Annotated in this window: 13 protein-coding genes; 10 read left to right on the forward strand and 3 right to left on the reverse strand. The window is 61.9% G+C overall.

Features of this window, described 5'->3' with window-relative positions; all coding sequences use genetic code 11:
* The first annotated feature begins 710 nt into the window (after positions 1 to 710).
* Positions 711 to 1094, forward strand: a complete 384-nt coding sequence (locus GYA95_RS19545; RefSeq protein ID WP_137137827.1) for a hypothetical protein — start codon at positions 711 to 713, stop codon at positions 1092 to 1094.
* Between the two features lie 143 nt (positions 1095 to 1237).
* Here the strand turns inward: GYA95_RS19545 and GYA95_RS19550 are convergent, their stop codons facing one another.
* Entirely contained in the window at positions 1238 to 1801 is a 564-nt protein-coding gene (locus tag GYA95_RS19550) for a WCX domain-containing protein (RefSeq protein ID WP_015268527.1), read from the reverse strand.
* Positions 1802 to 2008: 207 nt separating this feature from the next.
* Here GYA95_RS19550 and GYA95_RS19555 point away from each other — a divergent pair, with 207 nt between their 5' ends.
* The 8 genes from GYA95_RS19555 to GYA95_RS19590 all read left to right on the forward strand — a co-directional run bounded on the left by GYA95_RS19555 (position 2009) and on the right by GYA95_RS19590 (position 9074).
* Positions 2009 to 2803: a tetratricopeptide repeat protein gene (locus tag GYA95_RS19555; RefSeq protein ID WP_054573364.1), complete on the forward strand. Its 795-nt coding sequence runs from the start codon at positions 2009 to 2011 to the stop codon at positions 2801 to 2803.
* Positions 2804 to 3038: 235 nt separating this feature from the next.
* On the forward strand, positions 3039 to 3491 hold the full coding sequence (locus GYA95_RS19560; protein WP_015268529.1) for a MarR family winged helix-turn-helix transcriptional regulator: 453 nt from the start codon (positions 3039 to 3041) through the stop codon (positions 3489 to 3491).
* Positions 3488 to 5575 carry an FUSC family protein gene (locus tag GYA95_RS19565; RefSeq protein ID WP_015268530.1) on the forward strand — a complete coding sequence of 696 codons (2088 nt, stop codon included), beginning with the start codon at positions 3488 to 3490 and terminating at the stop codon, positions 5573 to 5575. Before GYA95_RS19560 ends, GYA95_RS19565 begins: the two co-directional genes overlap by 4 nt.
* The gene (locus GYA95_RS19570; RefSeq protein WP_003255905.1) at positions 5572 to 5784 is read left to right on the forward strand and encodes a DUF1656 domain-containing protein; all 213 of its coding nucleotides are present in this window, start codon (positions 5572 to 5574) and stop codon (positions 5782 to 5784) included. The genes GYA95_RS19565 and GYA95_RS19570 overlap by 4 nt, the downstream gene beginning before the upstream one ends.
* Entirely contained in the window at positions 5781 to 6656 is an 876-nt protein-coding gene (locus tag GYA95_RS19575; RefSeq protein ID WP_010951565.1) for an efflux RND transporter periplasmic adaptor subunit, read from the forward strand. The genes GYA95_RS19570 and GYA95_RS19575 overlap by 4 nt, the downstream gene beginning before the upstream one ends.
* Entirely contained in the window at positions 6653 to 8071 is a 1419-nt protein-coding gene (locus GYA95_RS19580; protein ID WP_015268531.1) for an efflux transporter outer membrane subunit, read from the forward strand. The genes GYA95_RS19575 and GYA95_RS19580 overlap by 4 nt, the downstream gene beginning before the upstream one ends.
* Before the next feature lie 479 nt (positions 8072 to 8550).
* Positions 8551 to 8826 carry a hypothetical protein gene (locus tag GYA95_RS19585; protein ID WP_003260202.1) on the forward strand — a complete coding sequence of 92 codons (276 nt, stop codon included), beginning with the start codon at positions 8551 to 8553 and terminating at the stop codon, positions 8824 to 8826.
* Positions 8823 to 9074, forward strand: a complete 252-nt coding sequence (locus tag GYA95_RS19590) for a DUF3077 domain-containing protein (RefSeq protein WP_015268532.1) — start codon at positions 8823 to 8825, stop codon at positions 9072 to 9074. Before GYA95_RS19585 ends, GYA95_RS19590 begins: the two co-directional genes overlap by 4 nt.
* Positions 9075 to 9278: 204 nt before the next feature.
* On the opposite strand, the gene GYA95_RS19595 is transcribed toward GYA95_RS19590, so the two are convergent.
* Positions 9279 to 9734 (reverse strand): REP-associated tyrosine transposase, encoded by a 456-nt coding sequence (locus GYA95_RS19595; RefSeq protein WP_015268533.1) that lies wholly within the window; start codon positions 9732 to 9734, stop codon positions 9279 to 9281.
* Between the two features lie 319 nt (positions 9735 to 10053).
* On the opposite strand from GYA95_RS19595, the gene GYA95_RS19600 reads away from it, so the two are divergent.
* Positions 10054 to 11997: a cytochrome c/FTR1 family iron permease gene (locus tag GYA95_RS19600; protein WP_043935206.1), complete on the forward strand. Its 1944-nt coding sequence runs from the start codon at positions 10054 to 10056 to the stop codon at positions 11995 to 11997.
* 133 nt (positions 11998 to 12130) lie between these two features.
* On the opposite strand, the gene GYA95_RS19605 is transcribed toward GYA95_RS19600, so the two are convergent.
* Complete coding sequence (locus tag GYA95_RS19605; protein ID WP_015268535.1) at positions 12131 to 12376, reverse strand: TIGR02647 family protein; 246 nt, start codon at positions 12374 to 12376, stop codon at positions 12131 to 12133.
* Between the last annotated feature and the right edge of the window lie 43 nt (positions 12377 to 12419).

Consider the following 12419-nt stretch of genomic DNA (forward strand, 5'->3'; position numbering starts at 1 on the left):
AGTGACTTTGTGAGGGGAAAAGGGCTGGTTGATGCTCCAGAGGTACGAGCAGTAACTGAGTACATCGAAAGGCTACTGATTTCGCTGTGGCTCACGAACCTTGTCGTTGTCAGCATTTTGCATGTGGGTAGGGGCTTTACGAAACTGATTGCCAGGTGACCACTCCTACGGTGATTTGCAATAATTTACGGTGAGTAATAAAGCGTGAGCAGTCTTGAGATGAATGTGGTCGCGATTTGTTTTTTCTGCTTGGGTATGGTTGCGCTTTTAGTGAAAATATATGTCGCCATAAGATATCTTGATGAGATTGAAGGTCTGCTATCAAAAAGCAGTTTTGTATCGGGGAATAGGAAGCTTTATTTGCACGCAGGCATCATCGGTAAGATTATGCGTATCTGTACCATATCAACACTTCTGAGCACGCCATACCTATTTGCTCGCAAGGGATTGGTTGACGAGGCGCAACTGCAGAACTTTCCGACGCGTATGAAAAGACTGCTTATAGTAACGTGGTGCACAATGTGTATTTCTTCAGTCGCATTCCTCGCGCTCGGGTCTTTTTAAGAAAGTGTTTGGAGGAAGCGCGCAGGCTGCAGTGTGATGCGCGGTGCTCAATTTCGCCTTGTCTGACGAAGCTTGCCGGGAAGATGGGAGCAACAAGGTTGTTGGTTTGACCCGCTTGGGAGGCGAGTGTGTGGAAAGAGGATTGAATGAAATCGACAGTTGAAGTAATAGGAATGTCCATGTTGTTATTCTGGATAATGATCAGTGTGGGTATTATGATTTACCTAGCCTGCCGATATCTTGATTTGGTTGAATCGAACCTGTCGGGATGCAGTTATGTACGAAGTAATCGGTTAAGTTTCTCATCGGCGGGTTTGCTAGGTAAAGTGTTGCGCATCTGCCTGGCCGCAAATATGCTTATGATGCCCGGTGTCTTTGTTAGCAAAGGTGTTGCGGATGCTTCCGAAATATTGCGCTTTCCAAAGGATCTGAAAATTAAAATTCTAGTTTCGTGGGGAGGGCTAATGACTTCTACGGTTGTTTTTGTTGTTGCCCATAATGTTCTGAAGCTTTTAAGCTTGCCCAGTTGATTATATCGGCTTAATTTATTATTAATCGGAGGGGTAAAGTGCCACTTTGCTATAAGTGGCTTGTGCTCTACTTTCATCTCGCAATTGCAGGCCAGGTTCTTAGCCATGGGAAATCGAGACTTGCTGGTGGGTGAGCCTTAAGCTCAATGGCCATCCTGATACTGTGCCGCCGCTTCAACGAGTGTCCTGGCAATCTCCATGCGTAGCTGGCTGGGCTGTTCGATCACCACGCCTGCTCCCTGGCTCAGCACCCACCAGCGCAACCCCCAGCCATCCTCCACGGTGGCCCGCAGCCGATGGCCCTGCTCCAGCGCTGTCAGCTGCATATCGACACTCAACGGCGCTTCACGCAACTGTCGGGCCAGCAGGTCGCTGACCCAGGCCTGTAGCTCGACCCCTTCACCTTGCGCCGGCTGCAGCGAACCACCGCGCAAAAAACCCTGCAGATCGAAATTCCCACGCAACTCGCCAGCAACGTTCGCCGACCAGTGCCAGCCAAACGGAATGCTCTTGTCATTGCGCTCCAGCGGAAATATCAGCGACAGCTCATTGAGATCACGCTCGACAGTGCGTTTGCTGACGGTGAAGCCCACGTCACGCAGGCGCCAGACCAATTCGGCGCTGGTAATGCCAGGGGAACGGCTGGGCAACTGGCGCAGCAGCGCCCACTGTCGGCTGAGGGTGGCGCGAGTGGTGGCGAACGGCAAAAGATAACGTCCTTGTCTAGGCTTGCCGCAATAGGATGGCGGCAGGCGTGGGTCATGGCAATTGGCCACAGCCTGCTCAGATCAAGGAAGTCGCATTTGGTTGCCTGGTGCCGAATCGTTCGCGACAGGTTTTGACGTTACGTCACGCAGAATCACGCCTCATCACAGCCGAAGGTTGGGGTTGTGTGTCGTTCAATGAGGATGAACATGTCTGCTGCCAGCAATATCCATTCGCTGCTTGCCCGCCTTTTGCCCGAGCGGGTCATTGCCCCACCGGCCGCTGTCGGGAGGCGACAGCGACTGTTTGCCGGGATCGGGTTGCCCAGCCAGCGCTCGCTGCTGGTCAGCCGCCTGGACGAAGCCAGCGACTTGCAGACGGTTTACGTCGACCTGCGCCGCCAGGCCTTGCAAGGCAATGTGGCGGCGCTCAACGACCTTGGCTGGATCTGGCTCAACGGCAAATACTGGCGTGCTGACACCGTGTTGGCCGGCCACCTGTTGCGCATGGCGGCCCTGCAAGGCAATGCCGCGGCGTGGTTCAACCTTGGGCAGCAACATTACTTCGGCAAAGGTATCGAACCCTCTTACCTACAGGCGGCGGAGTGCTACCGGCAGGCTTTCGAGCGGGGCATGCTGCATGCCGCTGCTGCGCTGGGTGACCTGTACGAGGAAGAAGTGTGCGATGGCAGCCTGCAGTGGCAGGTAGACCTGGTACAGGCCTACCAGTGGTTCTTGCGCGGGGCCGAGCATGGCGAGGCACGCTGCCGTTTCGAGGTGGGCTACCGGTTGATGCACGGGCTGTACGTGGAGGCTGATCTCAAGGCCGCACTGTACTGGCTGGAGCTGGCGGCAGCTGCGGGGGTGGTGCAGGCGGCCGAAGAGCTGGCGGTACACTTCAGCAGCCGTGACGAGGGCCGCTACCAGGAGTGGCGTGACCGGGCGGTGCAGATGGGCAGTACATTGGCCTTGACCATGAAGCTGGAAGACCAGATACAGCCCTGAATGCTCTGTTGCCTGTCCGGGCCTCTTCGCGGGTAAACTCGCTCCCACAGGTACCGCGCATGGCTTGAATCCTATGCAGCACCTGTGGGAGCGGGTTTACCCGCGAAGAGGCCGGCACAGGCAGGCCAGAAGCCCCAGCATGAACAACAATTCATCCATCCCCCCGGTTGACGACAGGGGGAGGCACAGGCGTATATTGATAGTTAGCAAACTATGAATATCCTTGGTTCCTGTCATGTCCCTTGATCTCCTGCGCCTGCAAGTCAGCAGTGGCATGGTGGTTGCCGCCCGCCATTGGCGGCGCATCTGCCATACCGCCCTGACCGGTTACGGCATTTCCGAGGCCTGCGCCGCGCCGTTGCTGATGATCGTGCGCCTGGGTGACGGCGTGCATCAGGTGGCCGTGGCCCAGGCCGCCGGCCTGGAAAGCCCGTCGCTGGTGCGCCTGCTCGACCAGCTGTGCAAGGCCGGCCTGGTATGCCGCAGCGAGGACCCGCTGGACCGCCGCGCCAAGGCCCTGAGCCTGACCGCCGCAGGCCGCACGTTGGCCGAGTCCATCGAAGCCGAACTGGTGCGCCTGCGCCGCGAGGTGCTGCATGGCATCGACCAGGCCGACCTGGAAGCCGCCTTGCGCGTGCTGCGTGCCTTCGAAGCCGCCGGCCTGGGCAACACAGGCGGGGCAGCATGAGCGGCTTCTTCAGCTCGGTGCCCCCGGCCCGCGACTGGTTCTATGGCGTGCGAACCTTTGCCGCCTCCATGATCGCCCTGTACATCGCCCTGCTCATGCAGTTGCCGCGCCCCTATTGGGCCATGGCCACGGTGTACATCGTCTCCAGCCCGTTCCTTGGCCCCACCAGCTCCAAGGCCCTGTACCGTGCCGTGGGCACGCTGCTCGGTGCTGGCGGGGCGATTTTCCTGGTACCACCGCTGGTGCAGTCACCGTTGCTGCTGAGCATCGCCATCGCCCTGTGGACCGGCACCTTGCTGTTCCTTTCGCTGAACCTGCGCACCGCCAACAACTATGTGCTGATGCTGGCCGGCTACACCTTGCCGATGATTGCCCTGGCGGTGGTCGACAACCCGCTTGCTGTGTTCGATGTGGCGTCTTCCCGCGCCCAGGAAATCTGCTTGGGGATCGTCTGCGCGGCGGTGGTCGGAGCGATCTTCTGGCCACGCCGGCTGGCGCCAGTTGTAGTCGGTGCCACTGGTAGCTGGTTCACCGAAGCGATCCGCTACAGCGACACCTACCTGGCCCGCCAGGCCAGCGCAGACCAGGTTGGCGGCATGCGCGGGGCGATGGTCGCCACCTTCAACTCGCTGGAGCTGATGATCGGCCAGCTCGGCCATGAAGGTGCCGGTCCGCACACCCTGAAGAATGCCCGCGAGTTGCGCGGGCGCATGATCCACCTGCTGCCCGTGATCGATGCCCTCGACGACGCCTTGGTCGCCCTCGAAGGCCGCGCCCCGGCACAGTTCGCCCAGTTGCAACCGTTGCTCGATGCCGCCCGCGAATGGCTCAAGGGCACTGTCGACAGCGCCTCGGTCGCCCGCTGGACCGCCCTGCACGAACAGATCGAGCGCCTGCAGCCGGGCGCCGCTGCCCTCGACCAGCGCGCCGAACTGCTACTGTCCAACGCTCTGTACCGCCTGACCGAATGGGCCGACCTGTGGCAGGACTGCTGCAGCCTGCAACATGCCCTGCGCAGCGACGATTCCAAACCCTGGCGCGCGGTGTACCGCCACTGGCGCCTGGGCCGCCTGACGGCGTTCTTCGACCGTGGCCTGATGCTGTATTCGGTGGCCTCAACCGTGCTGGCGATCGTTGTAGCCTGCGGCTTGTGGATTGGCCTGGGTTGGAACGACGGCGCCAGCGCAGTGATCCTCGCCGCCGTGTCGTGCAGCTTCTTCGCCGCCATGGACGACCCGGCGCCGCAGATCTACAGGTTCTTCTTCTGGACGCTGATGTCGGTCATCTTCTCCAGCCTGTACCTGTTCCTGGTGCTGCCCAACCTGCACGACTTCCCGATGCTGGTGCTGGCCTTCGCCGTGCCATTCATCTGCGTTGGCACCCTGACCGTGCAGCCGCGCTTCTACCTGGGTACCTTGCTGACCATCGTCAACACCTCGACCTTCATCAGCATCCAGGGTGCCTACGATGCTGACTTCTTCACCTTCCTCAATTCCAACCTGGCCGGCCCCGTGGGTCTGCTGTTCGCCTTCATCTGGACCTTGGTGATGCGCCCGTTCGGCGTGGAGCTGGCAGCCAAGCGCATGACCCGCTTCGCCTGGCGCGACATCGTCGAAATGACCGAGCCGGCTACCCTGGCCGAGCACCGCCAGGTCGGTGTGCAGATGCTCGACCGCCTGATGCAGCACCTGCCGCGCTTGTCGCAAACCGGGCAGGACAGCGGCGTGGCACTGCGCGACCTGCGCGTGGGGTTGAACCTGCTCGACCTGCTGGCCTATATGCCGCGTGCCGGGCAGCAGGCTCGTGAGCGCCTGAACACAGTGGTCGAGGAAGTCGGCGCACACTACGCCGCCTGCCTGCGCGCCGGCGAGCGCCTGCACGCCCCGGCCGCGCTGCTGCGCAACATGGAGCGCGCGCGCCTGGCGCTGAACCTGGATGAGCTGTACGAGCGCGGCGATGCCCGTACCCACCTGCTGCACGCGCTGAGCGGCCTGCGCCTGGCGCTGCTGCCGGGCGTGGAGGTGATGCTCGAGCCAGCCGAACAACCGCAACTGCCCCCCGGCCTCGACGGAGCGCCCCTGTGATTGGTGAACTGGATATCAGCGGGGTATTCCTGCCCACGCTGCTGGTGATGATGTTTGGCACCTACCTGCTGTTCCTCGGGGTGCACGCGGTGCTGGTGCGCCTGCATTTCTACCGCCTGGTCTGGCACCGGGCGTTGTTCAACGTTGCTCTTTATGCCGTGCTGCTTGGTGCGGTGGACCACTTTTGCCGAAACCTGATGCTGCCATGAAAAAACCTTTGCTGACCCTGGGCCGTGTGGTCCTGACCTTGCTGGTAGTGACCTTCGCCGCCGTGCTCGTGTGGCAGATGGTGGTGTACTACATGTTCGCCCCCTGGACCCGCGACGGCCACATCCGCGCCGACGTGATCCAGATTGCCCCGGACGTGTCCGGGCTGATCCAGAAGGTCGAGGTGCGTGACAACCAGACCGTCAAGCGCGGCGATGTGCTGTTTACCATCGACCAGGACCGCTTCACCCTGGCCCTGCGCCAGGCCAAGGCGACCCTGGGTGAGCGCCAGGAAACCCTGGCCCAGGCCTCCCGCGAAGCGCAGCGCAACCGCAAGCTGGGCAACCTGGTGGCCGCCGAACAGCTGGAAGAAAGCCAGTCCCGCGAGGCCCGTGCCCGTTCCGCCGTCAGCGAAGCGCAGGTGGCCGTCGATACCGCCCAGCTCAACCTCGACCGCTCGGTGGTGCGCAGCCCGGTGGACGGTTACCTGAACGACCGAGCACCGCGTAATCACGAATTCGTCACCGCCGGCCGCCCGGTGCTGTCGGTGGTCGACAGCGCCTCGTACCACGTCGATGGCTACTTCGAGGAAACCAAGCTTGGCGGTATCCACATCGGCGATGCCGTGGACATTCGCGTCATGGGCGACAACACCCGCCTGCGTGGCCATGTGCAAAGCTTCGCCGCCGGCATCGAAGACCGTGACCGCAGCAGTGGTGCCAACCTGTTGCCCAACGTCAACCCGGCATTCAGCTGGGTGCGCCTGGCTCAGCGTATTCCGGTGCGCATCGCCTTTGATGAAGTGCCGCAAGACTTCCGCATGATTGCCGGGCGAACCGCCACGGTGTCGATCATCGAGGGCCAGCGCCCATGAAACAGCTGATCCTGGCGGGGCTGTGCCTGTCGTTGGGGGCCTGCATGATGGTCGGCCCCGACTATGAGGTGCCGAAGGACGCGGCGGTGCAACGCAGCGACCTCAACGGCCCGCTGCGCCAGGATGCCGACAGCGTGGTATCGGCACCGGTGCCTGAGGACTGGTGGCAGCTGTATCAGGATCAACGGCTGAACGAGCTGGTGCGCCAGGCCCTGAGTGCCAACACCGACCTGCGCGTGGCTGCCGCCAACATTGCCAAGGCGCGCGCCCAGGTCGAAGTGGCTGAGTCGCAAGGTGGCTTCAACGGCGGCGTCAAGCTTGGCGCCCAGCGCCTGCAGGAATCGGGCGAGGCCTTCCTGCTGCCAGAGAAAGTGCCGGTGGCCAACATCGGCGAAGCCATCATCAGTGCCTCGTACCAGTTCGACCTGTGGGGTACTTTCAAGCGTGGCACCGAGGCGGCCAAGGCCAATGCCGACGCAGTGCAGGCCGCCGCCGATACCGCCCGCATTACCCTGGTGGCGGATGTGGTCAAGGCCTACACCCAGGTGTGCTCGGCCAACGAGGAATACCACATTGCCCGCGAGTCGCTCGACCTGCAGGAGCAGAGCGTGAAGCTCAACCAGCGCCTGCGTGATGCCGGGCGTGGCGACGAAACCCAGGTCACCCGCTCGCAGACCCAGTTCAAATCCTTGCGCGCCGAACTGCCACGCTTCAAGGCAGAGCGCGAGACCGGCATGTACACACTGGCTGCCTTGTTGGCCAAACCGGTCGATCAGCTGCCTGCCGGCACTGCCGATTGTGCCGAGCTGCCGCACCTGAACCAGCTGGTGCCGGTGGGCGATGGCGCGGCGCTGCTCAAGCGCCGTCCAGACGTGCGCCAGGCCGAACGGCAGCTGGCCGCTGCCACTGCCTACATTGGGGTGGCTACCGGCGCCCTGTACCCCGACATCAGCATCGGCGCCCAGGTTGGCACCATTGGTATCCTCGAGAACCTTGGCGAGCCGGCGACCAACCGCTGGGGCTTTGGCCCGCAGATCAGCTGGACCATCCCCACCAACGGCACCCGTGCCCGCATTCGCATGGCCGAAGCCTCGACCCAGGCAGCCCTGGCGAATTTTGATGGGGTAGTGCTGAACGCCATTCGCGAGACCCAGACCCGCCTGGCGCAGTACAGCGCCCTGTTGGACCGGCGTGACGCGCTGGCCGAGGCGGAGAAGTCGGCCAAGGAAGCGGCGGACCAGACGCACCGGTATTACCAGGCGGGGCGTGAATCGTTCCTGGCCGACCTGCAGGCGACGCGTACCTATACCGACATGCGCGCGCAGCTGGCAGCGGCCAATAGCCAAGTGGCTCAGGGGCAGATCGGTGTGTTCCTGGCGTTGGGTGGGGGTTGGAAGGGCACCGCCAAGCCTTGAGGCCAAATCGCCGGCAAGCCAGCTCCCACAGGTACTCCACCGCTTTTGAGGCCTGTGGTGCACCTGTGGTAGCCGGCTTGTACATGCCTCGAAGTTGGTGCATACCCTGTGGGAGCTGGCTTGCCGGCGATCGAGGGCAACGCCCTCGCCTAGGTTCTAGAGCTGTAAGACATTTCCGAACCAGAAACCAACTGCTTCAGTTCGAACGCCCTGTCGAATTATCCTACAGCACCTGTCGGAAGGTGCTGTCTTGGCTGGAAAGTGTTCCCGGAATACTGTCGCGGGGTCGCCTCGCAAGGCGATCGGGATTGAGACCCCCGGACTCACAGAACGCACCGCTTAATGGTGGTCGTGCGCGGGCAGGCTTTCGCCTGGTCGGGTTTTCCTGTGAGCCCGGGTCTCACCCCTCGCACGACTACCACCCAATTCCGTGAGACGAAGAGGATTGCAGTTCATAGTTATTCACAGGGAATGCAATTATGAACAAGCTCGTCCCCGATCCACCAGTTACCGATCTGCTTCTGCTCGACCCTCCCGCACTCTCACTAATCGATCCACTCAGCCCCAAAGACTGCGAAGAGCTGATCAGCGCCATCACCCTGACCATCGACCACACCACCACAGTCCTGCTCGACAACCCTCCCGGCGACATGCGCAATGCCATGGGCATGAATATTCGATTGCTCTGCCGCCTGATCAATGCCGTGTGCGACCGCACCCATGCAACCCGCCACGATCAAGGAGCGACCCGATGAGCGATGATCCAAGAGACTCTGCAACCGCAGGTGTGGAAACCTTCGACTTGTTCCGCCTGCAGCCAAATGTGCCGTTCAGCCATGCTTTCTCGCAGCTATCTGTGCTGCTGGGCTGTATTCGCCACCTGACCACCGAAGCGGAAATGGAAAACGACCGCATTGCCGGTAGCGCTGTGCGGATACTAAGCGAGATGGCCAAGGCCTTGATCGATGATATGGAGCGGGGGATGAACAAGGTTCTTCAATAACCCTAAAGACCCCGGGGCCGCTGTGCGGCCCATCGCCGGCAAGCCAGCTCCCACACCTGTACGTTCACTGCTATCGAGTCCTGTGACTGACCTGTGTGGCTTGCCGGCGATGAGGCCCAGGCAGGTCAGCGCCTGCCACAGGCCTGATGTGTACCCTGTGGGAGCTGGCTTGCCGGCGATAGGGCCCTGACAGGCAAAGCCCCATCAAAGCCAAATTGCATCCCAATGCGGATAATCCCCCACCCTCGCGACCAATCCTGCCCGCTTCGGATTCATGACGATGTACCGCGCCACCGCCTGCACATCCTCCTCCCGGCGCAAGGCCCGGTCATGAAATCCCTTCTGCCAGAGCTGGCCGCTTCGCCCTTGATACCTGTTGATCATCATGGTGCTGCGAGATTTCACCCTGCGCATCAAGCGCTTCAGGCTGCCCGGTCCAAGCTCGACCAGCCAATGAAAATGATCTGGCATCACCACCCAGGCCAGCGATCTGACGGCACCTTCCTCTTCAGCCTGGCGCAACTCGGCAACCAGAAAGCGGGCCGAGTGAAAGTCATTGAATATTGGGGCCCGGTCGAGGGTTGTGCTGGTAAGCAGATACAATCGACTGGTTTCCGAAAAACGGCCAAGCCGTAACTGGTCTGAGTGGGGACGATCCATGTTCCCTGTCTCCTGATGGGTTGCTCCTCAGGCTAGTGGCTATGGATCTGCGAATAACCAATCAATTGGTACCCGGTGTTTCCAGTGACATCGGCGCAACCTTTATCGCCGGCAAGCCAGCTCCCACCTCGACCTCATCTCCCTCAAGCCATGTGCAATACCTGTGGGAGTCTGGCTTGCCAGCGATGAGGCCCGAACCGGCAACACAAGACAGAATCTCCCACAGGTTCAGCGCATTCCCCCTCTTCATCTGATTTGTAGCAAGATTTTTCATGAAATCCGCCCAGCACCCTTGAGTGAAGCAAAGTGGGAGTGAACAATGTTCTCTTTCGCATTCCCTTCGAGACTGGCCATGAAAACCCGTTCCCGTCTGCTTGCCTGGCTGCCGGTTATTTTGCTCGGCCCGGTGCTGGCGCTGTGCAGTACCCTGGCGCTGGCCGAAGCCCCCGCCGAGGCCTCCAAGGCCCTGCACCTGCTGGACTACATTGGCGCCGACTACCCGCCCACCGTGCAAGACGGCAAGGTGATCGACGATGGTGAATACCGCGAGCAGCAGGAGTTCAGCGCGGTATTGGCCGACTTGGTCAAAGGCCTGCCTGCGCATGCTGAACAAGCAGCCCTGGAGCAGGGCGTCCAGGCGCTGCGCCAGGCCATCGACCAGCGCCAGGACGGCCCGGCTGTTGCCAGGCAGGCCCGCCAGCTGGGTGCACGCCTGGCGGTGGCCTACGAGGTCAGCCAGGCTCCGGTGATTACCCCGGACCCGGCCCGTGGCGCTTCGCTGTATGCGCAAAACTGCTCGATCTGCCACGGCGAAACTGGCGCCGGCGACGGCCCGGCCGGCGTGGGCCTGGAGCCTGCACCCGCCAACCTGCGCGATGTTTCGCGCCTCGACCATTTGAGCCTGTTCGACCTCTACAACACCCTGGCCCTGGGCATCGATGGCACCGAGATGCCTTCGTTTGCCGACCAGCTGGACGACCGCCAGCGTTGGGATGTGGCTGCCTACATCGCCAGCTTCACCGCCAAACCAGAAGCCGGCAAAGGCGACAAGACCTGGAACATCGCCGACCTGGCCCGCCAGACCCCGGCCGAAGTCGCCGCCAGCGAAGGTGCCACGGCCGTGGAGGCGTTCCGCGCCCAGCGCGCGCAGCCGCCGCAGGTCAAACGTGGCCCGGCGCAATTGCTCGAATACACCGCCAGCACTCTGGACAAGAGCCTGGCGGCCTACCGCGCAGGTGATCACGACCAGGCCTATGACCTGTCAGTAGCGGCCTACCTGGAAGGCTTCGAGCTGGTGGAAAGCTCGCTGGACAACATCGACACCCAGGCGCGCAAGGACACCGAAAAATCGCTGATGGCCTACCGTCAGTCGCTGCAGGACGGCTTGCCCGTGGCCCAGGCCGAGCAACGCCTGAGCGAAGCCAAGGCCAAGCTCGAGCAGGCTTCCAAACTGCTGGGCAGCGATGGCCTGAGCTGGTCGCTGAGCTTTGTATCCGGCTTGCTGATCCTGCTGCGCGAAGGCCTGGAGGCGATTCTGGTGCTGGCGGCGATCCTGGCCTTCCTGCGCAATACCGGCCAGCAGTCGGCGGTGCGCAGCGTCAACATCGGCTGGGGCCTGGCGCTGGTGGCCGGTTTCGCAACCTGGTCGCTGGCAGCCTACGTGATCGACGTTGGTGGCGCCCAGCGCGAGCTGCTGGAAGGCTGCACGGCGCTTTTCGCCGCGGTGATGGTGCTGTGGCTTGGCGTGTGGATGCACGACCGCCGCCATGCTGCCGCCTGGCAGGATTACATCAAGAGCAGCCTGGTCAGTGGTGGCGGACGTTTCGGTTTTGCCGTGCTGGCGTTCTTCTCGGTTTACCGCGAACTGTTCGAAGTGATCCTGTTCTACGAAACCCTGTGGCTGCAGGCCGGCCCAGCCGGGCACCAGGCGGTGCTGGCGGGTGGCGCCACGGCGCTGGTGCTGCTGGTGGGGTTGGCCTGGGTAATCCTGCGTGGCTCGGCCAAGCTGCCGCTGTCGCTGTTCTTCAGTATCAACGCCGCGCTGCTATGTGCCTTGTCGGTGGTGTTCGCCGGGCATGGCGTGAAGGCGCTGCAAGAGGCCGGGGTACTTGGCACGCGGCCGGTGGCGTTCTTCGAGTTCGACTGGCTGGGGGTTCACGCTGACGCCTACTCGCTTTCGGCGCAGGCGCTGGCCTTGCTGGCCATCGTGTTCCTGTACGGGCGCTCGCGCCTGGCGGAAAGGCGCAGGGCAGCGGCCAACTGATTAGGGCCGCGCTGCGGTCCATCGCCGGCAAGCCAGCTCCCACTCCGACCGCATCGGCTTCAAGCCATTTGCTGTACCTGTGGGAGCCGGCTTGCCGGCGATGGGCTGCAAGGCAGCCCCTGGCATTATCAGTTCAGGCCGGCTGTGGCGCCTTGAGAATGTTCTGCAGCAACTGGACACTTTCGACAGCGTCATGACCCAGGCTGGTCAGATAGCCGCCATCAGGTTGATCGGTCAGCCCCTTTTCATGCAGGCGTTGCGCGGCGGCTACCAGGGCAGGGGAAGCGTTCTTGTGAATCTTGATGCCTTCCTGGCTGCTGTCGTGCTTGAACAGCGAAAGTACTTCCAGTTCAGCAATCAGATCGGGGGTAAAAGGCATGGCGACTCCTGACTTCCAGACAAGGATGACGGCACCGTTCTAC

It is taken from the genome of Pseudomonas asiatica (genome assembly GCF_009932335.1).
Taxonomy (GTDB): Bacteria; Pseudomonadota; Gammaproteobacteria; order Pseudomonadales; family Pseudomonadaceae; genus Aquipseudomonas; species Aquipseudomonas asiatica.